Source organism: Streptomyces albus subsp. albus (assembly GCF_000719865.1).
Taxonomy (GTDB): domain Bacteria; phylum Actinomycetota; class Actinomycetes; order Streptomycetales; family Streptomycetaceae; genus Streptomyces; species Streptomyces albus_E.
The window spans coordinates 55,493-76,800 of record NZ_JOID01000022.1; the positions used below are offsets into that span (position 1 = coordinate 55,493).

At 77.3% G+C, this 21,308-nt stretch carries 13 protein-coding genes and 1 pseudogene; 8 read left to right on the forward strand and 6 right to left on the reverse strand.

Translation table 11 applies throughout. From position 1 onward, the window contains the following. Positions 1–305: 305 nt before the first annotated feature. Positions 306–1,772, forward strand: coding sequence for a hypothetical protein (locus tag IF83_RS0122200; RefSeq protein ID WP_030546841.1), 1,467 nt, complete (start codon positions 306–308; stop codon positions 1,770–1,772). Between the two features lie 424 nt (positions 1,773–2,196). On the opposite strand, the gene IF83_RS0122205 is transcribed toward IF83_RS0122200, so the two are convergent. The 4 genes and pseudogenes from IF83_RS0122205 to IF83_RS0122220 form a co-directional block, all read right to left on the reverse strand. Further along, complete coding sequence (locus IF83_RS0122205) at positions 2,197–3,051, reverse strand: 5-oxoprolinase subunit C family protein (protein ID WP_030546843.1); 855 nt, start codon at positions 3,049–3,051, stop codon at positions 2,197–2,199. Between the two features lie 404 nt (positions 3,052–3,455). Next, positions 3,456–4,052 (reverse strand): annotated as a pseudogene (locus IF83_RS0122210) (5-oxoprolinase subunit B family protein); the annotation flags it as partial. Positions 4,053–4,063: 11 nt separating this feature from the next. Further along, positions 4,064–4,852, reverse strand: a complete 789-nt coding sequence (locus IF83_RS0122215) for a LamB/YcsF family protein (protein WP_030546847.1) — start codon at positions 4,850–4,852, stop codon at positions 4,064–4,066. Then, positions 4,849–5,580: a GntR family transcriptional regulator gene (locus IF83_RS0122220; RefSeq protein ID WP_051723134.1), complete on the reverse strand. Its 732-nt coding sequence runs from the start codon at positions 5,578–5,580 to the stop codon at positions 4,849–4,851. The genes IF83_RS0122215 and IF83_RS0122220 overlap by 4 nt, the downstream gene beginning before the upstream one ends. A 303-nt stretch (positions 5,581–5,883) precedes the next feature. Between IF83_RS0122220 and IF83_RS0122225 the strand changes: the two genes are divergently transcribed. The 3 genes from IF83_RS0122225 (at position 5,884) to IF83_RS0122235 (ending at position 14,281) form a co-directional block, all read left to right on the forward strand. Then, a complete protein-coding gene (locus tag IF83_RS0122225) occupies positions 5,884–7,455 on the forward strand; it encodes a hypothetical protein (RefSeq protein WP_107046845.1) in 1,572 nt (523 codons plus the stop codon). Positions 7,456–7,891: 436 nt separating this feature from the next. Beyond that, on the forward strand, positions 7,892–8,704 hold the full coding sequence (locus tag IF83_RS0122230) for a hypothetical protein (protein WP_051723152.1): 813 nt from the start codon (positions 7,892–7,894) through the stop codon (positions 8,702–8,704). A gap of 156 nt (positions 8,705–8,860) precedes the next feature. Further along, the gene (locus IF83_RS0122235; RefSeq protein ID WP_244177168.1) at positions 8,861–14,281 is read left to right on the forward strand and encodes a hypothetical protein; all 5,421 of its coding nucleotides are present in this window, start codon (positions 8,861–8,863) and stop codon (positions 14,279–14,281) included. 159 nt (positions 14,282–14,440) lie between these two features. Here the strand turns inward: IF83_RS0122235 and IF83_RS0122240 are convergent, their stop codons facing one another. After that, positions 14,441–14,941, reverse strand: a complete 501-nt coding sequence (locus IF83_RS0122240) for a hypothetical protein (RefSeq protein WP_107046846.1) — start codon at positions 14,939–14,941, stop codon at positions 14,441–14,443. A gap of 408 nt (positions 14,942–15,349) precedes the next feature. On the opposite strand from IF83_RS0122240, the gene IF83_RS0122245 reads away from it, so the two are divergent. The 3 genes from IF83_RS0122245 to IF83_RS0122255 are packed head-to-tail and all read left to right on the forward strand — an operon-like array spanning position 15,350 to position 18,857. Continuing rightward, complete coding sequence (locus IF83_RS0122245) at positions 15,350–17,995, forward strand: sensor histidine kinase (RefSeq protein WP_030546859.1); 2,646 nt, start codon at positions 15,350–15,352, stop codon at positions 17,993–17,995. Next, positions 17,992–18,432 carry a roadblock/LC7 domain-containing protein gene (locus IF83_RS0122250; RefSeq protein ID WP_030546861.1) on the forward strand — a complete coding sequence of 147 codons (441 nt, stop codon included), beginning with the start codon at positions 17,992–17,994 and terminating at the stop codon, positions 18,430–18,432. Before IF83_RS0122245 ends, IF83_RS0122250 begins: the two co-directional genes overlap by 4 nt. A gap of 11 nt (positions 18,433–18,443) precedes the next feature. Then, positions 18,444–18,857, forward strand: a complete 414-nt coding sequence (locus tag IF83_RS0122255; protein ID WP_030546867.1) for a DUF742 domain-containing protein — start codon at positions 18,444–18,446, stop codon at positions 18,855–18,857. 112 nt (positions 18,858–18,969) lie between these two features. On the opposite strand, the gene IF83_RS0122260 is transcribed toward IF83_RS0122255, so the two are convergent. Continuing rightward, complete coding sequence (locus tag IF83_RS0122260; RefSeq protein ID WP_030546869.1) at positions 18,970–19,866, reverse strand: universal stress protein; 897 nt, start codon at positions 19,864–19,866, stop codon at positions 18,970–18,972. A 465-nt stretch (positions 19,867–20,331) separates the two neighbouring features. Here IF83_RS0122260 and IF83_RS0122265 point away from each other — a divergent pair, with 465 nt between their 5' ends. Next, a complete protein-coding gene (locus tag IF83_RS0122265) occupies positions 20,332–21,264 on the forward strand; it encodes a universal stress protein (protein ID WP_030546870.1) in 933 nt (310 codons plus the stop codon). Positions 21,265–21,308: the final 44 nt, after the last annotated feature.

Below are 21,308 nucleotides of genomic sequence, written 5' to 3' on the forward strand. Positions count from 1 at the left end.
CAGGCGCGGCACGGACAGGTCTGGGATCTGCCGGGAGGGCCGGTTACGACTGTTGCACAGCGAGCGACGGTCCGTAAGGGATTCGGCGATACCCGGCCCGGTGGTGCGGACGGCATATGACACCGGTGCCGCGGTGCCTCCCCGGGCGCGGACTCGGCGGAACGGCCGCGTCCGGGTAAGCTGCGTGCGCCCGGGGCCGGGAAACCCCACTCCCGCCGGGCATGGGGGCCGCGGTCACCGGCAAGAATGCCGGTCAGCGGAAATATCCCGTTGCCAGCGAACCTCCCGCACCGGATGCTGACCTCATGTTCGATCCAGACATAGCGCCCAGCGGCACCCTGCTCGGCCTCCTGCAGCGAGGCCGCGGCGACGGGACCCTGCACGCCCTCGCGGCCCCCCGGGGCGAGGCGCTCGCCGCACTGCACCACTGCGTGGTGCGTGACCCCCGTCACGACTGGCAGCTGGAGAACCGCTCCCTCTATTACGCCCGGCTCCACCTCGCGCTCGACGGCGGCCTGGACGAGATCGAACACCACCTCTTCGACGCCGACGACGTGATGGACACCGCCGAGGAACGCACCGGCCTCGCCCTCGCCTTCCTCGGCCACCTCGCCGGCTACGGCCGCACCGACGCCGTGGACCTCCTCCGCCGCTACACCGCCGCCGGCACCAACTGGCGCTGGGCGCTGGACGAACTCGCCCTGCGCGCCGACGACGCCGTGCTCCGCTCGCTGGGCGCCCCCGTCCTCGCCCGCTTCCCCGAAGGCCCGGAGGGCGACGCCGCCCTCACCGCCGCCGTGCGCGACGCCTGGGAACCCCGGCCCTGGCAGCTGTGGGCGGACGGCGCCGCGGGCCCCCGGACCGCCGGCCGCGTCCGCGCCGCGCGGGAACGGGGCTCCTTCGACCGCTGGCAGCGGCAGCTCAGGCCCGCCGGGCCCAGCCCCGGCTGGAGCGTCCCCGAGGTCCTGGAGTGGGCCCAGCGCCGCTACGAGGAGGAGCCCGGGCAGCCGCGGCACGAGGCCGCCGCCCGCTGTCTCGCCGCCGTCGCCGGCCCCGAGGACCGCCCGCTCCTCCTCGAAGCGGCCCGCAGCGGCCCCGAGGCCGCCCGCAGCGCCGCGCTCCACCACCTCGCCGACCGGCAGGACCCGGGCGTCCTCGATCTGCTGGACCTCGCCGCCTCCGAGCCGCCCGGCCTGTCCGGCACGGCCGGCCCGTCCGGCCTCGTCGCCGAGACCGCCCTCGCCTCCTTCGAACGGATGCGGAGCGTCGCCGCCCTCGAACGCGCCCGGCTCTGGGCGCACCGCGACGACGCCGTGGGCAACGCCGCGGCCGGAATGCTCGCCTGCCGCGGAGGCGCGCGGGACGCCGGGCTCGTCCTGGCCGCGCTCCGCCGCACGGTGCGGAGCGGGGGAGCGGACGCCCGCGAGCTGTGGAACCTCGTGGACGGCACCGGCCGGCTGCGGATCGACAGCGCCGCCCCCGTCCTCCGGCACGTCTACCGCGAGACCTCCTCCTCCCAGCTCCGCGGCCGGGCCGCCCGGGCCCTCGCCGCCACCGACCCCTCCTTCGCGGCGGGCTTCGCCGTCGAATGCCTCTGGGACTGCGAGGAGTCCACCCGCGAACTGGCCGCCCGGCACGCCGCGATCGGGGACACCCGGGTCGTCGAGCAACTGCGCCGGCTCGCCGCCGACCCCGCCGAGGAGGCGGAGGTCCAGACGGCGGTCCGCAGCCGCATAGGCCCCGACGCGGGGTTCGCCGCCGGCGGGGTGTGAGCGGACGGCGTCCGGCTGCCGTCCGCCCGGGGGTGTCCGCCGACGCGTCCCGGCACGCCTGGTCTGCCGGGAACGCCCGCGGCCCCGCCGGCCGGCCGCAGGAGCGCCGGTCGCACCGGAGGCCGGAAGCCTTGAACAGCCCTCAGAGGCAAGACCCGGGTCGGTGCCCGGTCCCGGCGCGAGGGCGATGGCCGGCGCCGGCCCTGCCTGGTCCTGGCACAACGGTCCTCACCCGCCGTGCGGCGTCTTCCCTTCCCCTGCCCGCGCGCCGGTGACACTCCGCCCCGCCCTGCGCGCACTCGGCGGTCCCGCGCGGCCCGGGGTGGGGATGAAGGGCTTCCGCGCGGAACGACGGGTCTGCGTGGGCAGGCAGAGCGGCCGCGCCGAACCGCGGACCCGCCGCGCCGCTCTCCGGCCGGGAGCGTCAGCGGCTGACCGGGACGAAGCGCAGGGGCGTGCCCGGGGCGGACTGGGCCGCCGCCCAGAGATGCTCCTCCGGGACGACGCCGATCACCGGATAGCCGCCGGTGACGGGATGGTCGGCCAGGAACACCACCGGGCGGCCGTCCGGCGGCACCTGCACCGCCCCGAGCACCATGCCCTCGCTGGGCAGTTCGCCCGTACGGGAACGCCGTAGCGGCGGGCCCTCGGTGCGCAGCCCGATCCGGTTGCTCGCGGGCGACACCGCGTACCGGGCCCGGGCCAGGGAGTCGAGCGCGTCCGGCGCGAACCAGTCGTGGCGCGGCCCCGGCAGCACCGGCAGCACCAGCTCGGCGGGCGGGCCCGGACAGGGCGCGGCGTCCACCGGGGCGGGCGGCCCGTGCGGTGTGCCGAGCGGGAGTTCGTCGCCGGCGGCCAGCGGGGGAGGGCCGAGCCCGGAGAGCAGATCGGCGGAGCGGCTGCCCAGCACCGGCTCGGCCGCCACCCCGCCCGCGAAGGCGATGTACGAGCGGAGGCCGCCGGCTGCGGGGCCGACGTCGAGGACCGCGCCGGCCGGCAGCCGCACCGGCGCTCCCCAGGGCGCGGGCCGGCCGTCGACCCGTACCGCGCAGGGCGCGCCGGTGACGGCCGCGGTGACCGCCCTCCGGACGCGGAGCGCGACGCCGGTCACGGTCGTCTCCAGGGTCGCCGCCTCCGGGGGGTTGCCGACCAGACGGTTGGCCAGCCGGTGGGCGGGGAGGTCGAGGGCGCCGGACCGGGGGACCCCCAGATGGGCGTGGCCGGTCCGCCCCAGGTCCTGGACGGTCGTCAGCGCGCCGGGCCGCTCGGCCCGGATCACGGACGCGTACGGCTCGGGTGCGGCGGGGGGTTCGGGTGTTCCGGACGGGCCGGGGGCCCTGGGCGGTCCGGGTGCCCCGGCCACCCCGAGCGCTCCGGTCGTCCCGGGCGACGCACCGGTCTTTTCGAGCGCTCCGGGCCCCGCCGTCGCTGCCGTGGCCGCGGTCACCGCCGTACGGCCGTCGCTCACCGGACTCCCTCCCGCACGGCCGCCGGGCCGTCGTCCCGCGCGGCGGGCGGACTCCCGCCCGGTACGGCCGCGGGGCTCCCGTCCCGCACGGTCGCGGGGCCGTCCCGTAGGACCGCCGGGCCGCCGTCCCGCGCGGGTGCATTCTCGTTCCGCGCCGCCGCGGGCCGCTCGTCGCGTCCGGCCGCCCCGTTCCTGTCCCGCAGGGCCGCCTGACCGCCGGCGGGGACGAAGCGCACCTCCGTGCCCGGGGTGAGCAGCGCCGCCGGTTCGCGGGCCGGGTCCCACAGCACCTCGCCGGTACTGCCGATCAGCTGCCAGCCGCCCGGCGAGGAGCGGGGGTACACCCCGGCGTACTCCCCGGCGAGGGCCAGCGACCCGGCCGGCACCGAGGTCCGGGGCGTCGCCCGCCGCGGCAGCCGGTAGCGCTCCGGCAGCCCGGTCAGATAGCCGAAGCCCGGGGCGAAACCGCAGAACGCCACCCGGAAGCGCACCCCGCCGACGATCTCCGGGACCTCCCCGGGGCGGACACCCCAGTGCTCCGCGACCTCCGCCAGGTCCGGGCCGTCGTACCGGACCGGGACGCGGACGGTGCGGCCCGCCCCGGCGGGCGGCGGGGGCACCTCCCAGCCGGCCAGTTCGGCGGCGAGGGCCCGCGGGTCGTCCAGGCCGTCGATGAGCACGGTGTGCGCGGCCGGCACGATCTCGCGCACCGGGGGCAGCTCACCCGCCTCGCGCCGGCGCATGAGCTCGGCGTGGAGCGCGCTCGCCGCCTCGGGGCTGCCGGGCTCCACCAGCAGGGCGTGCCGCCCCATCCGCAGGACCCTCACGCGAAGGGCTCCAGGGCCACTCCGTCGGCGATCAGCGCCTCCCGGACCATCACGGCGAGCGCGGCGGCCCCCGGGGTGTCGCCGTGCAGGCACAGGGAGCGGGCCCGCACGGTGATCTTCTCGCCCTCGACCGTCGCCACCCGCCGGTCCACGGCCATCAGCAGGGAGCGGGCCACGACCTCCTCCGGGTCCTCGACGAGGGCGCCCGGCCGGCCGCGCGGCACCAGCGTGCCGTCAGCGGAGTAGGCGCGGTCGGCGAACGCCTCCGCGACCGCCGGCAGCCCGGCCCCCTCCGCCGCGTCCAGCAGCCGCGAGCCCGGCAGCCCGAGCACGGGCAGCGGGCGGCCGCCCGCCGCGAGCAGGGTGCCCTCGACGACCGCCGCGGCCTGCTCCTCGTCGCGCACCGTGCGGTTGAACAGCGCGCCGTGCGGCTTGACGTAGGAGACACGTGAACCGGCGGCCCGTGCGAAGACGTCGAGCGCCCCGATCTGGTATGCGACCTCGTCGGCGAGCTCGCGGCGCGGCACGTCCATGGCGCGGCGGCCGAAGCCCGCCAGATCCCGGTAGGAGACCTGGGCGCCGATCCGCACCCCGCGCTCGGCGGCCAGCGCGCACACCCGGCGCATCGTGGACGGGTCGCCGGCGTGGAAGCCGCAGGCCACGTTGGCGCTGGTGACGACCGACAGCAGGGCCTCGTCGTCGGTCAGGCTCCAGCGGCCGAACCCTTCGCCGAGATCGGCGTTGAGGTCGATGACGGGCGCGGACGGAGGTGCGGAAGCGGTCATCGGGCGGCCTTCCCCATCGTGTCCCCCAGGGTGTCGAGAAGCATCTGCCGGGAGTCGGCGAGGGAGCTGTCCAGCTCCGCCTCGGCCAACTGCAGCGCACCGCGTTCGAGGAGATCCGTCAAGCGCCGGTTCCGGACGGGCGGCGGCTCGTGGAGCCAGCGGGCGCGGGGCAGCGCCAGGAGGGCGGGGCGCAACTCGGCGAGGACCCGGCTCAGGTACTCGTCGATCCGGGGGCTGCCGGCCAGCCCGCCCAGCGCCCGGTGGAAGCGCAGATCGGCGGTCCCGACGGCCCGCCAGTCACCGGCCCGCGCGGCGGTCTCGCCCCCCGCCACGGCTTGCGCGAGAGCGCTCAGCTGGCTCGGGCGGGCCTGCGGCGCGGCGCGCAGTCCGGCCAGTTCCAGGGCCCGCCGGACGGTGAAGATGTCCAGGACGTCCGCGCGGCTCAGCACCCGCACCCGGACGCCCCGGTTCACCTCGTGCACGACCAGCCGGCCGTGCGCCAGCAGCCGGAACGCCTCGCGCAGCGTGTTGCGGGAGACGCCGAGCGCGGCGCCGAGCGCCTCCTCGGAGAGCCGGGTGCCGGGCGGCAGCGTCCCCTCGGCTATCCGGTCGCGCAGGACGTCGGCGACGCGCTGCGCCGTGCTGCCGCGGCCGAGCCGGTCGCGGTCGGCCGCGAGCGGCGCGAAGGGATCGGCGGCGGACGCGGCCTGCGCGTTGGTGCGGTCCATGGGCCCCCCGTGGGCAAGCGGAACACGGCGTGGATTGTTGAACAACAGTAGCCGCGGCGGCTCCGGGCCCGGCGGACGGCCCTTCCCCCCGCACGAGACCCCGGCCCTGCCCCGCCCGGGAAGCCGCGGGTGCGGTGATACGCGAGAAGCATCCCACCGCCCTCCGACAGCGGGTGCCGCCGGTACCGGCCGGCAGCGGAACCGGCCCGGACGCACTCCGTGCGGCCCTTCCGCGGGGAGGGCGTGGCGCCCACCGGCGCGAGCCGCCCGCCAAGCCCGGTCCCATCCGCGCCGTTTGGGAGGATGTCAGCGCGAGGACCTACTCTGTGCGTCGTGAAGTCGCACGTCTCGGATTCCGCTCCGCCGCAGCTCAGTGGGGTACAGCCCGGCTCGGTGGCCCGGCCCGCGCCCGGGCCCGCCGCCGACGAGGGGCTGGCCCGGCGGCTGCGCGCGCTCGCCTGCACCGCGCCGCTCCACGACCTCGACGCGCGCAAGGCCAACCTCGCCGGTGAGTACACGGTCTACGCGATGGCGGAGACGGCGCTGGCCGCCATCGACCTCGTCACCCTGAACATGGATTTCGACACCGGGGCCGACCACGAGCAGGTCGTGGCCCGGCTGCTGCCCCGGGTCGCGGCCCAGGCCCCGGACCGCCCCGCCGCCGAGCACGACCGGGTCGCCCGCTGGGTCCTGGAGAACCTCATCAACGTCGGCAGCGTGGACCGCGGTTTCCGCGCCGTCTACGGCACCTTCGGCCCCGACGGCGCGTACGTCCGCCGGGACTACGACTTCAAGCTGATCGAGGAGGTCCCCGGCCCCGGGGGCGGCGTCTATCTGCGCACCACCGACGAGGCGGTCAACGTCCTGGTCGGCGCGCTCGACACCGACGTCACCAGCGCGCAGATCGCCGCCGAGGTCAAGCTGGAGGTCCTGATCAACCGGGGCCGGCTCGCCGACGCCCAGCTCGCGGCCGAACAGGCCCGCTACCGCACCGTGCAGTACGCCGAGACGCTGCGCCGCACCCTGGAGGCCACCCGCCGCAACGTCCGCGCCGTGGACTGGCTGAACCAGGTGCCCGACCTGATCGCCGAGGCCCTCGACCACGTGGCCGACCGCTACCGCCACGAGAACGCCATCCTCACCAACATCCGCCGTGCCCGCGACGAGGCGGAGGACCCCGAGCACAAGCGGCGCGCCGCCGAGCTGGTCGACATCGTCAAGGACTGCGTCCGGCGCCACACCCAGCTGCAGACCCGGCTGCTGGAGGCCGGCCCGCTGTTCCGCGCCGAACAGGACCGGCAGGCGTTCGCCGCGCCCTCCGCGCGGGCCGGGCTCGACCTGTACGGCCAGCTGCTGGCGCCGCTGTTGCCGCTGCCCGTGGAGCGGGCCCTTCCGGTGACCGACGCGTTCTTCGCCCGCGGCAGCGGGCTGCGCACACCCCCCGCCGTGCGCCTCGGCGACCTCACGGACCTGCTCCTCACCCCGCCCGCCGAGCGCGAGCACCTCGGCGCGGAGATGCCCGAACCGGACCTCGTGGCCACGCCCGACGACAGCCGGTTCAGCGAGGAGCAGCTGGCCCGCGCCCTGGAGCTGCTCGACCTGCCGCCCGACGCTCCTCGCCGGCTCTCCGGGCTGCTGGCGAAGGCCCGCCGCCGGGACCCCGAACTGCCGTATCTCGTCGCCCTGCTGGCGGTGCACGCCGCGAGCCCGCCGGTCGGCACCGCCTACCGCCAGGGCGAGCAGCGCCTGCTGTTCGCGGTGGACGACGGGGTACAGCTCGACGACCCGGAGTACGGCGGCGCCGACCTGATCGTCGGCACCGCCCTGCTCGACGCGGCCGGCATGGCCGCGGACCGCAGCACGGAGGCGGCGTGACCACCCCGGGACGCCGCACCCGGCCCGCCGCCCCGGTGCCGTCCCGGCAGCCCCCGGGCGCCCGGGCACGTACCGGAACGGCCCGGCGCGCACCCGGCCGCGCCTGCGGTCGTGGCCCGGCCACCGGCACGGCCCGCGCGGGCTCAGCCGTCACGGCCGCCAGGGGCCCGGCCGTCACACGCACAGCCGTGACGATCACTGGCACAACGGCCCGCCCGGGCCGTGCCCGGAGCCGGTGTCTGCCACCCGCCGCCCCGCCCACCGGCCGCCCCCGTACCACCCGGACCGCCGTCCGGCCCCCCGCACCCGGCAAGGAGCGACAGCAGTGAACGAGTACGGCGTGGACGACGGTCTCCGCAGCGCGCCGGGCGACGGCGGCCCGCCGCCCGGCGACCGGGAGGAGGACGGCCCGCGCGCTCCGGCGGGCGCCGCCGGGATCACGCCCGCCGACGCCGCCGACGCCGCCCGGCTCGTCTCCTACGGCCTCCAGCCCAAGCTGCTCCCCGCCCGCGACGCCGACTACGCCGAACTGCTGCGCCGGCACCGCGAGGACCCGGCGTTCGCCCGGCTCGCCGACGCGGTCGCCACCGGGCTCGGCCTCGTCGTCCTGGAGGTGTCGGCGCGCGCCGGCATGGTGGTGACCGCCGCCGAGGACTCCGTCTTCGCGGTCCGCATGGGCGACTACGCCCGCCGCGCCGCCTCCGACACCACCGACCGCTTCCTGCACGGCCTGGCGCATCTCGCCGTCGCCGCCCTCGCCTTCCCCCGCCCCGAGGACCTTGCCGACGACGGCTACATCGGCCGGATCACCGTCAACGGCGTCGACGCCTTCGTCCGGCAGGCCTGCCGCCGGCTGGAGGAGCGCGCCGAGGCGGCGGGCGAGAACACCGACCCGGCCACCGGCGCCCCCGGGCTGGAGGCCGCCTGGCGGGTGTGGTCGCGGCGCAGCGCCACCGGCGCCACCAAGGACGCCCGCCGGCTGGCCGGTTCGACCACCGGCATCGTGGGCAAGGCCGTCGCGTTCCTCACCGACTCCGGCTTCCTCCAGCGCACCGGGGACGACGCCGGCGGCTCGTACCGCACCACCGCCCGCTACCAGCTCCAGGTGCGCGACATGGCGGGCTCCGCCGCCATGGCAGAGCTGCTGGAGCTCGGCGTCGTGACCGTCGGCGACGGCACCCCGACCCTGCTGCCCCCGGACGAGAGCGGCGAACTCGTCGCCGACGCCGGACTGCCCTTCCACGGCTGAGGGGCCCGGCGCCCCGACGGCGCGGCGTCCCCCGGGCCGGGCGTCCCGGACCGCCGCACCGGGAGCGCCGACCGCCCGGCCGCCCACCTCGCCCGCCAGCCCACCCCGACCGTCCGCCCATCCCGACCGTCCGCATCCCAACGAGAGTCCGCCGCCATGTACGAGCTGTCCCGGGTCCGCCTCTACTCCATCGGCCCCGCCGGCGCGCGCTACGCCGACACCGTGCTCGATCTGCGCGGCGTCGGCGACCCCGTGGCCACCCCCGCCCCCACCCAGGCGGACTTCTTCGAGGAGGAGCCCACCGGACCGCCGCGCCGTCCGGCCCCCGCCGGAGTGCTCTTCCTGGAGAACGGCGGCGGCAAGTCCGTCCTGCTCAAACTGATCTTCTCCGTGATGCTGCCCGGCCACCGCAACACCCTCGGCGGCGCCAGCTCCGGCGTGCTCCGCAAGTTCCTCCTGGCCGACGACTGCGGGCACGTCGCCCTGGAGTGGATGCACACCCTCACCGGCGAGACGGTCGTCGTGGGCAAGGTCAGCGAGTGGCGCGGCCGCCAGGTCTCCTCGGACCCGCGGAAGTTCGCCGAGGCCTGGTACTCCTTCCGCCCCGGCCCGGGGATGAGTCTGGACTCGCTGCCGGTCGCCGAGTCCACCGCCGTCCGGGCCCCCGCCGAGGGCGTGTCGGGCGCCCGGGGCCGTCGCCGCACCATGAAGGGCTTCCGCGACGCCCTCACCGAGGCGGGCCGGGCCTACCCCAACCTCGACGTCGTCTGGGAGGAGATCCACGAACGCTGGAACGAACACCTCGGCGAACTCGGCCTCGACCCCGAACTCTTCCGCTATCAGCGGGAGATGAACGCCGACGAGGGCGAGGCCGCCGGACTCTTCGCCGTCAGACACGATGCCGACTTCGCCGACCTGCTGCTCCGCGCCGTCACCGACACCCGTGACACGGACGGCCTCGCCGACCTCGTGCACGGCTTCGCCCACAAGCTCGGCCGCCGCGCCGAACTCACCGCCGAACGGGACTTCACGGCCGGCTCCGTCGACCTGCTCGGCCGGATCACCGAGGCCGCGGCCGAGCGGGAGCGCGCCCGCGAGGTGCACGCCGGGGCCGAGCGTCGCACCCGCACCCTCGTCCGGCGGCTGGCCGCCCGCGCCCGCGAGGAGCGGGGCCGGGCCGCCGAACTGGCCGAGCGGGTCGGCGACGCGGAGCGCACCGTCGCCGAGGCGGAGCGCGCCCGGGAGCGCAGCTCCCTGATCGCCGCCGAACTCGCCTACCGGCACGCCTCCCTGGCCCTCGCGGCCGCCGAGAAGTCGGCGGCCGCGCAGAAGCGGGAGCTGGGCGAGGCCCGCACCCTCCTCTCCGCCTGGCAGGCCGCCGAGGCCGTGCTCCGCCACCGGGCCGCCGCCGACCGCTCCGCGCGCGTCGCCGCCGCCATCCGCGAGGCCGAGCGCGACGCCGCCCCCGCGCTCGCGGCCCGGGCGACCGCCGCCGCCGAGCTGGTCGGTGCGCTGGACGCGGCCGTCGAGAGCAGCGAGCGGAACGCGGCCGAGGAAGAGGCCCGCTCCACCGCGCTCCAGAGCGAGGGGGAGACGGCCCACCGCGGCGCGACCGAGGCCGCGACCGCCGCCCAGCGCGCCCGCAGCGAGGCCGAGCATCTGCGGCAGCGGCTCGCCGAGGTCGGACAGGAGACCGCGGAGGCCGTCCGCGCCGGCTGGCTCGACGACACCGCGCCCGACGCGGACCCGGCGCGCGCCGCGCTCGCCGCCGGCGAGGCCGTACGGACCGCCGTCGCCGCCGCCGACGCCGCCCGGGACACGGCACGGGCGGCGGCCGAGCGGGCCCGGGAGGCCGCGGCCGAGGAGACCCGCGCCGACCTGGCCGCGTCCCGTGCCGAGGACGCCGCCCGCGCGGCGGAGTCCGCCCACGCCGCCGAGGGCCGCACGGCCGCGGCCATCGCCGCGGAGCCCCGCCTGGCCGACCTGCTGAGCCTCCCCGGGCCCGGCCCGGAGCCGTCGGCGGAGCCCGGCTCCCCGGCCGGCGGCTCCGCGGGCTCCGCCGACGGCGGGAGGACCGGGGCTTCCGGCAGCACGGGAACGGCCGCCGTACCCGCCCCGCGCGGCGCCGGCGCCGCCCCGGACCGCACCGGGGCGGCCCACGCGGCCGGCGGTTCCCCGTCCGGTGCCGGCGTCCGGGCGGCCATCCCGCACCCGGGCGGCCCGGAGGACCCGCGGACCACCGGGGCCCGGGGCACGGGGCCCGGCGGTACGGCCCGCTCCGGAGACCTCCAGGGCATCAACTCCCCCGCGTCCGAGGGGGGGGCGGACGAGCACGCGGACGGCGGCCGGGCAGCGGCGCCGGACGGAGCCGGCCTGCCCGGCGGCGCGCCGCGCGGAGAAACGGCAGACGGCGGCACCGCGGCCTCCCGTCCCCAGGGAAGCCCCGGGACCGACCGGGAGGCCGCGGCCGCGGCCGGGGCGGCCGGGCATCCGGCGGGACCCGGGACCGCCGGAACGGGAACGGCGGCGCCGGCCACCGGCACGGAGACCGTCATTGACTCCGGCGGCGACTCCCACTCCGGCGCCGGCGCCGGCTCCGGCTCCGGCACCGGGGACGCTGCGCGCCCGGCCCCGGATGCCGCCCACCCGGCACCGCCCGCCGCCGACGGCCCGCTGACCGTCGAGGAGCTCGACCGCTACGCCGAGGCCCTGCGCGATCTGCTCGACCGCGGAGTCGCCTCCGCCGAACGGCAGTTGTTCGAGCTGAGGACGGCCGCGGCCGACGACGCCCGCATCCTCGGCGCCCTCGGCGACGGCGGCCTTCTGCCGCCGGGCCCCGACGTCCTGGCCGCGGTCGAGTACCTCGGCGAGCACGGCATCCCCGCCCTGCCCGGCTGGCGCTACCTCGCCCAGGCCGTGGCCCCCGAGGACCACGCCACGGTCCTCGCGGCCCGTCCCGAGCTCGTCGACGGCGTCGTCATCACCGACCCCGCCACCCACGCCCGTGCCCGGGAGGTGCTCGCGGGCGCCGCGCTGCTGCCCCGCTCGGCCGTGGCCGTCGGCACGGCCGCCGCGCTGCTCGCCCCGCCCCCGGCGGCCGGCCCCGGCGGGAGCGGCCCCGAGACCGAGGTGTTCCTCGTCCCGCCGAACCCGGCCATGCACGACGAGCACGCCGCCGACGACGAACGCCGGGCCCGCCGGGCCCGCGCCACCGCCCGTGACGAGGAGATCCGCACCCTGGCGGCCCGGCTGGCGGAGGACCGCGCCCTGGCGGCCCGGATCGCCTCCTGGCGGGACGACTGCCCGCCCGGCCGGCTCACCGAGCTGGCGGAGGCCGCCCGTTCGGCCCGGGACGCGGCCGCCGCCGCACGCGAACGGCTCGCCGAGGCCAGGACCGCCCGCGCCGAGGCGGAGGAGGCCGCCGCCGGGGCCGCCGCGGCGCGCGACGAACGGCAGAAGGCCGCCCAGCGCGCCCGTCGCACGGCCGACGCCCTGTCCGGCCTCGCCTTCCGGCTGCGGGAGCGGACGCGCTGGCAGACCCGGCTGCGGGAGACGGCGGACGAGGCCGCCGAGGCCGAGGCCCGCGCCACGGCCTGCTGGGAGCGGGCCCGGGCCGCGGACGAGGACCGCCGGGCCGCCCAGCGCGCCGCCGACGACGCCCGGCGCACCGCCCGCACCCTGCGCGCCGAGCGGGCCGAGATCGCCGGTGTCGCCGAGGACGCGGCCCGGGAGGGGCGGCGCGCCGCCGAGACCCGCGGCGCCGCCCTCCCCGATCTGCGCGAGGCCTACCGGGCCGCCTCCCAGCTCTACGAGAAGGTCGGCGTCGGCGCCGACCTCCGCGCCGAACAGGCCCGCGCGGAGAGCGACGAGAGCGCGGCCCGCGCCGAGCTCGACCGGCTCACCAACAAGGTGCGCAACCGCGCCGCCCAGCTCCTGGAGAGCGCCGACGGCGCCGACGGCCCGTCCCGCCAGGCGGCCGCCGCCCGCGCGGAGTCCCAGGTGCAGCTGCTGGAGTCGCGCGCCTCCGCCGCCAGTGAGCAGCTCGGCCGCTACCGGGGCGAGGCCGAACGGCTCGCCCCGCCGCCCGGCCCCGACGGGCAGCCCGGGACGGCCTACACGGAGCTGCCCGAGGAGCTGGTCCCCGCGGGCGCCGAGCAGGCCAAGGACCTGCTGCGCACCGCGACCGCCGAACTCGCCGCGCGCGAGGACGCCCGGGAGACGGCCCGCGCCGCCCACGCCGGGCTGCTGCGCGCGCACCGCGCGGCCGAGGAGGCGGCGAGCGGCTTCGACGACACGGCCGCGCTCCTGCGCGACCTGCTGCGCGAGCCGGACCGGGCGGGCGAGCAGGAGGGCGGGGAACCGCCCGCGCCCTACCCGGGGGGCCCGGAGGAGGCCCGGCAGGCCGCCGCCGAGGCCCGGCGGTCGCTGCGCGGCTGCGCCGCCGACCTCTCGGCCGCCGAGGCCGCGGTCCGCGAGGCGAGCGACATCCTCGTACGGCACGCCAACGCCGTCCGCTACGAACAGGTCCGCACCCCCGCCCGCCAGCAGATCCGGGAGCTGCCCGCCGCCGCCCTCGCCGAGCACGCGGCTGCCTGGCGGGAGGCGTTCGAGCCCCGGCTGCGGGTCCTCACCGACGAGCTGGAGCAGCTGGAGCGGAACCGGGACAGCATCGTCGACCGGCTGCGCGGCCTGGTGGACGCCTCGCTGGCCACCCTGCGCTCGGCGCAGCGGCTGTCGAGGCTGCCCGGCGGGCTGGGGGAGTGGTCGGGACAGGAGTTCCTCCGCATCCGGTTCGAGGAGCCCGACCAGGCGACGCTCACCGAGCGGCTGGGCGAGGTGATCGACGAGGCCACCCGCGGCGCGGTGCGCAAGAACTCCGATCTGCGCCGGGACGGCATGACCCTGCTGCTGCGCGGGGTCGCGGCCGCTCTCCAGCCGCGCGGCATCGCCGTGGAGATCCTCAAGCCGGATGCGGTGCTGCGCGCCGAACGCGTCCCCGTGGGGCAGATGGGAGACGTCTTCTCCGGCGGCCAGCTGCTCACCGCCGCCATCGCGCTGTACTGCACCATGGCCGCGCTGCGCAGCAACGACCGCGGCCGTGACCGGCACCGGCACGCGGGCACGCTGTTCCTCGACAACCCGATCGGCCGGGCCAACGCCACCTATCTGCTGGAGCTGCAGCGGGCGGTGGCCGACGCCCTCGGGGTGCAGCTCCTCTACACCACCGGGCTGTTCGACACCACGGCGCTCGCGGAGTTCCCGCTGGTGATCCGGTTGCGGAACGACGCGGATCTGCGGGCCGGGCTGAAGTACATCCGGGTCGAGGAGCATCTGCGCCCCGGCCTGCCCCGGCAGGACGCCGGCGGGGCGGTGCACGGGGAGATCACCGCCACCCGGATGTTCCGCCGCCCGCCGGAGCCCGGCGGCGCCGGAGACGGGGGACAGGCGGGGCCGGAGCGGGCGGAGTCCGGGAACGGGGAGGCCCCGGCAGCCGGGGAACAGCGGAGAACGGGGGAGCGGGACGGGAGCCGCGCACGGGGCGGGATCCGAGAGGAGCCCGGCCGGAAGGAACCGTGACCGGGAGGGCGCGGGCGCTGCGGGCTCGAGGGCTGGACGGACGGGCCGGGATCCGGGGCGGGAAGACGCCGGGCCGCCGGGCGGCGCCGACAGGCCGGAAGGAAGGGGCCCGGAGACGGAAGGCCGCTTCCGGGCCGACCCGAGGCCGGCCCGGAGTGGTCAGACGGAGGACAGGCGGCGCCCCGCCGGACGGGAGGACCGGCGGGCCTTCCGGGCCGCCTCGCGCGCTGCGGCCCGCGCCGCGCGCCGGGCCCGCCGCCGCTCGCGCCGCAGGGCGCGCGCGGTGCTGCTCGGCACGGAGACGACCCCGTGCCGCTGGTTCCACACCTGACGGGTGATCCAGACGTCGAGGACGCTCCAGGTGGCGGCGATGGTCATGGCCACGGTGGTGAGGACGGCGGGCAGCGCCGCCCACACGGCGGCCATGGTGCAGAAGAAGGCGATCATGGCCGTGATCAGCGTCACGGCGACGATGATGCCCGCCCGCACCGCGGCCGTCCGGACCGGTTCGGGGAGCGGCGGCCGGATCGCCGGCTCGACCGTCCAGAGGGTGCCCGTGCCGGGCGCGTCGAAGGACGCGTCCGCCGGGATGACGTGATCCCGCGCCTCATCCGGGGATTTCGCGCCCGCCCGGGTCGGGCGGTGTGCCTGCGTGTCCATCAAACCTTCACTTTCCCCCGCGGGTGGTGATGCCGGGCCGGGCACGGGAGCCCGGTATCCGGTCGGCTGCCCGCCTTGCGTCGTTCCGAAAACCGGTGTGGGCGGGAAATCCGCTTCCGACCCTCCACCAGGGATCACGACCGGAAAGGGGCGGAGGTTCCCGGGCTCGGCTCTTTCCGGCCAACATGGCCGCGTTCGCCTGGTGTTGGACGGTGTTGCCTGCGCGGACGCGCCTCGTGTGATGTCCTGGAATCGTCCGACAGCTCCGGGTCGGGTCTTTACCGGCACATGCGCGGATACCCGGACTGGTCTTCGAGTTGTCACCCTCGCAGTAGTAGGCTCACGCCGTTTGCGGACGGAATACGGAACAGCACCTCCGGCGAGCCGGGGTTGACAGTGGGGGAGGCCATGCGCTTTCGCGGGAAGTCGATCCGCAGGAAGATCGTGGCGCTGCTGCTGGTGCCGCTGGTCTCCCTGCTCTCGGCCTGGGCACTGGCCACGGCGCTCACCGGGAGCCAGGCCAAGCGGCTGCTGGACATCAGCCCGCTGATCGACAAGGTCGGCATCCCCGCCGAGCAGCTCGGGCAGAGCCTGCAGCGGGAACGCCGGCAGACCTTGGTCTACCTCGCCGACCCGCGCAATGCCGACGCCCTCGCCAAGCTGCACAGCTCGGAGAGCGCCACCGACGAGGCGGTGGGCACCCTCCGCACCGCCCTGGCCGCCGAGGGCGTCCACGAGAAGATCGGCGCCGACGCCGGGGCCCGGGACCGGCTGCACGACCTGGAGGACGAGCTGGAGGGGCTCGACAGCGTCCGGCGCAAGGCCCAGGAGGGCACCCTCGCCCCCGCCGACGCCTTCGCCACGTACAACGAACTCGTCGACCCCTGCCACGAACTGCTGCTCGCCCTGCACGCCTACGCCCTCGACGAGCTGGAGCTCGACCAGGAGGGCCGCGCCTACATTGGCACCATCCGGGCCCGCGAGTCGCTGGCCCGCGAGGACTCCCTGCTCGCCGCCGCGCTCACCTCGGGGACCCTGTCCGAGGGCGATCTGCGGATGTTCGCCGACCGCGTGGCCGACCGGAAGCTCCTCTACAGCCTCAACCTCGCGCAGCTCCCCGCCGCGGAGCGCGAGCGCTACGAGAAGTTCTGGACCGGCTCCGAGACCTCCCAGCTGCGCGCCATCGAGGAGAAGCTGATCTCGGAGGGCCCGGACGGGCTGGAGGACGTCAACGCCGAGCGGTGGCAGTCCGCCGCCGAGACCGCCCTGGCCGATCTCGACCGGATGGGCATCGAGTCCATCGGCCGCTACCAGGAGCGTGTCGAGCCGCACGTCACCCGCGTCCTGCTGCAGGCGGCGTCGGTGGCCGTGCTCGGCTTCCTGCTGGTGGTCGCCTCCATCGCCATCTCGTTCCGTATCGGCCGCAGCCTCGCCCGCGATCTCAGCAGGCTCCGCAAGGACGCCCACGAGATGTCCGGCGTCCGGCTGCCGGCCGTCATGCGCCGGCTCGCCGCCGGGGAACACGTCGACGTCGAGGCCGAGGCCCCCCGGCTGAGTTACGGCCAGGACGAGATCGGGCAGGTCGGCCAGGCCCTCAACACCCTGCAGCGGGCCGCGGTCGAGGCGGCCGTCAAACAGTCCGACATGCGCCGCGGCGTCTCCGAGGTCTTCGTCAACCTCGCCCGCCGCAGCCAGGTCCTGCTCCACCGGCAGCTGAGCCTCCTCGACACCATGGAGCGCCGCACCCAGGACGCCGACGAACTCGCCGACCTGTTCAAGCTCGACCACCTCACCACCCGCATGCGCCGCCACGCCGAGGGCCTGGTGATCCTCTCCGGGGCCGTCTCCGCCCGGCAGTGGCGCCGGCCCATCCAGCTCATGGACGTGGTCCGGGCGGCCGTCGCGGAGGTCGAGGACTACGAGCGCATCGAGGTGCGCCGGCTGCCGCGGCTGGCGGTCGCCGGCCCGGCGGTCGCCGACCTCACGCACCTCGTCGCCGAACTGCTGGAGAACGCCACGGTGTTCTCGCCCCCGCACACCGCGGTGCAGGTGCACGGCGAGCGGGTCGCCAACGGCTTCACCCTGGAGATCCACGACCGCGGTCTCGGGATGACGCCGGAGGCGCTGCTCGACGCCAACCTCCGGCTGGCCGAGACCCCGGAGTTCGAACTCTCCGACACCGACCGGCTCGGGCTCTTCGTCGTCAGCCGGCTCGCGCAGCGGCAGGGGGTCCGGGTCTCCCTCCAGACCTCCCCGTACGGCGGCACCACGGCGGTCGTGTTCATCCCGGCCGCTCTCCTCACCGAGAAGGCGGCCGACGGCCGGGGCGGCTCGGAGGACACCGCCGAGGTGCCGGCACCGGGCGGCAAGCTCGCGGCCCTCGCCCAGGTGCCCGTGCCGCTGGGCGGCCCCTCGCGGCGCGGTATGCCGGCCCTCGACGGCCCCGTCGAACTGGAGGCGCCGGACGAGGACGAGGCCGACCACGAGGGGCTGCTCTTCCGCGCCCGCCGGCGCACCGGCCGGCCCGGCGACCGGGACGAGCCCGCGGACCGCGCCGACCGCACGGGCCGCGCCGACCGCGCCGCGCGGAGGGACCGGTCCGGCTCCGCCGCCGCCCCGGCCGCGGAGCACCAGCAGGCCCGCGACGGCGACACCGCCGGCCCGGAGACCACCCGTTCCGCGCCGCGGCCGCGCCGCGGCACCCCGGTCCTGGTCTCCGACCACGGCCGGCCCGTCCAAGCCGCCCGCCGCACCCCGTCCGACGACGGGGAGGACGGGCCCGGTGCCCGTCCCGCCGGCCCGGCCGGACTGCCCAAGCGCGTCCGCCAGGCCAGCCTCGCCCCCCAGCTCAAGGCCGAGCACGGACCCCGGTCCGAGCCGCCGCCGGAGACGGCGGACCCGGAGCCCGACCGCGACGCCGAGGAGGTGCGGGCCCGTATGGCCTCGCTCCAGCGCGGCTGGCAGCGCGGCCGGGAGCAGCACGGTGACGACACCGGCACCGGGACCGCCGGGGACACAGCACCAGGAACGACAGATGAGGGGAACGGTCGATGACCTCACCGCAGGCCATGGGACGCAACGGCGCACGAGGCGGAGCGGGCGAGCTGAGCTGGCTGCTCGACGAGCTGGTGGAGCGCGTCGGCAGCATCCGGAAGGCCCTGGTGCTGTCCCGTGACGGACTGCCGACCGGCACCTCCCAGGACCTGAGCCGCGAGGACGGCGAGCATCTGGCGGCCGTCGCCTCCGGATTCCACAGCCTGGCCAGGGGCGTGGGCCGGCACTTCGAGGCGGGCCGGGTCCGGCAGACCGTCGTCGAGCTGGACGACGCCTTCCTCTTCGTCACCGCGGCGGGCGACGGCAGCTGCCTCGCCGTGCTGGCGGACGCGGACTCCGATGTGGGCCAGATCGCATACGAGATGACTCTGCTGGTCAAGCGGGTGGGCGCGCACCTCGGTACCGCCCCGCGCGAAGACCTGGCCGGCGGAGGGTGACGGGGGGTGGCATGAGCGAAGACGGCCAGGGGGAAGGGCACTGGTTCGACGACGAGGCCGGACCGGTCGTACGGCCGTACGCGATGACGCGCGGGCGCACCCGCAGCGCGGCGGAGGACAAGCTCGACCTGATCGCCGTGGTCGTCGCCCAGGACCGGGGCGCGGCCGATCTCTACGCGGGCCACTCGGCCGTGGACCACACGCTCTCCCCGGAGCACATCGACATCGTCGAACGGTGCCGGGACGTCCCGCAGTCCGTGGCCGAGCTCTCCGCCGATCTCGATCTGCCGGTGGGGGTCGTCCGGGTGCTCATCGGTGACCTCATCGACGAGGACCTGGTCCGGGTCTCCCGCCCGGTGCCTCCGGCGGAGCTGCCGGACGAGAGCATCCTGCGCGATGTGATCGCCGGCCTCCGGGCCCTCTGACCGCTCCGGCACCGGGACGCGCCGGCGGATACGGCACGGGCCCGCCGCCGGCTCCCCGCACGGAACGGGGACCGGCGGCGGGCCCGGAGCATCCGGGGCGGTCCGCCCGGCGTCAGTCGTGCGGCACCACGGCGACCGGCGCGGACACATGGTGCAGCACCGCGTGGGCCACCGAACCGAGGCGCGGCCCGATGTGCAGGGCGGAGGTGCGCCGCCGGCCGACCACCACCAGACTCGCGTCCGCGGCCGCCTCGATCAGCTCCCGCCCGGCGCTTCCGAGCGGCACGCCCGCCACCACCTCGACGCCCGGGTGCGCCTCCCGCCACGGCCGCAGCAGACCCTCCAGGGTCTCGGCCCGCTCCCTGGCCAGTTCCTCGGTGCTGGGCTCCAGATTCATCCCGGCCGCGGCCGTCGGCTCGTAGCGGAGGGCGGGGGCGGGGGCCCAGGCGCTCACGACGCGCAGCGGGACGCCGCGCCGCTCGGCCGCGTCGAAGGCGAACTCGAGCAGGGCGTCGTCCGGACGCCGGACGTCCCAGCCGAGCACCACCTCGCGGCCCTCCGGCGCGGGCACCGCCGCACCCGGGGCCCCGGCACCGGACGCGGCGGCCCGTACCAGCACCACCGGCTTCGCGGCCCTTGCGACGGTGGACATGGCGACGGAGCCGAGGAGGAAACCGGCCATGCCGCTCAGCCCGCGGGAGCCCAGGACGAGCAGGTCCGCCTCGTCGCAGGCGCCCAGCAGGGCGTGCACCGGGTCCTGGTCCACGATGTGGCCGGTCGTCACGGACAGCCCGGGGTGGCGCTGCTCCAGGGCTTCCCGGTTCTCCCGGAGGAGCTTCTCCTCCCAGTGATGGATGTCGACACCGCCCGGCGGGGTCGGCGGCGCCGGCGGCCGGACGTGAACCAGCCGCAGCGGCAGCTTCCGCCGGACCGCCTCCCCGGCGGCCCATTCGGCGGCGGCGAGGCTCTCGGGCGAACCGTCGAGTCCGACCGTGACAGGGTGGTTCATGCCGACTCCTCAAGAATCCAGAACAACATCGCGTTCACGGCGCCGGGCGGTCCCGGCTCCGTGTGATCAGTTTCCGGCAGGCGGGACGGCCCCGAACAGGGACCCTGGTCCCGTCGTACGGCCGGAGGGCCCGGGACGGCCCCCTGCCCGGCGGCCGGTGACCCGGTACCGCCCACCTCCCCGCCGGACGGCGGAAGCCCACCGTCCGGGGGGAGCGTACCTCGCGGGACCGCCGCCCTCACGGGAGCGCCCGGTGTTCCCGGGGGCGGCCACCGGCCGGAGGTGTGATCCCCCGTCCGGGCCGGTTACACCGGCCGGATCGGGGGACTCGTCGCACCGGACACGGCTGCCCCGGGCGCGCCCCCAGCCATATCCGGGCCCGCGGGCCGCCCGGACGGCCGGACGCGCCCGCGGGCGGCCGCCCGGGCTCCGCGGGCCGCACCGCTCACCCTCCGGAGGTCACTCATGAACGGCACCGTCACCGCGGGCCTCGACGGCTCCCCCGAGAGCGCGGCCGCCGCCGAGTGGGCGGCGGGCGAGGCGCTGCTCCGCGGGGTGCCGCTGCGGCTGGTGCACGTCCGGGAGAAGGAGCCGCACCTCGTCCAGGCCCCCTTCGTCGGCACCGAGACCCAGCACGAATGGACCGGCGGCATCCCGGACGAGGCGGTCGCCGCGCTCCGGGAACGCCACCCCGAGCTGGACGTCACCGCCGAGGACGTGACCGGGCGGCCGGCGGAGGTGCTGCAGGGCATCGCGCGCTCGGCGGACCTGCTGGTCCTGGGCTCCCGTGGGCTCGGCGGCGTCGCCGGGTTCCTGGTCGGCTCCGTGGCGCTGGCCACCGTGGCGCACGCGACCCGGCCCACCGTGCTCGTCCGGCCCGGGGCGACGCCCGGGAGCGGCGACGGCGCCGGTCCGGACGGCGGCCCGGCCGCCGCCCCGTACCGCGAGGTGGTCCTCGGCCTGGAGTTGCACCGGCCCTGCGAGGAACTGATCCGCTTCGCCTTCGAGGCCGCCGGCCGGCGCACCGCCCCGCTCCGGGTCGTGCACAGCTACCGGCTGCCGCCCGCCGAGACCTGGGGAAGCAGGCCGGCCGCCGGCGCCTACCCGCCGACCACGGCCGACGTCGTGCCCAGCGCGGCGGACTTCTCCCGGTACGAGGAGCGGGCGCTCGCCGCGGCCCTGGAGCCCTGGCGGACGGAGTTCCCGGAGGTCGAGGTGGCCGAGCGGTGCGGAGTGGGCGGCGCCGCCCACCATTTGACGCAGGCGTCGGCCGGCGCCTCGCTCGTCGTCGTCGGCCGTCGGATACGCCGCTCCCCGCTGGGCACCCACATCGGGTCCGTGGCGCACGCGCTGCTGCACCACTCGGCGGCACCGGTGGCCGTCGTCCCGCACGACTGAGGCCCGCGCACCGCCGTCCGGCCCGCGCCCGAGGCGGCCCTCCG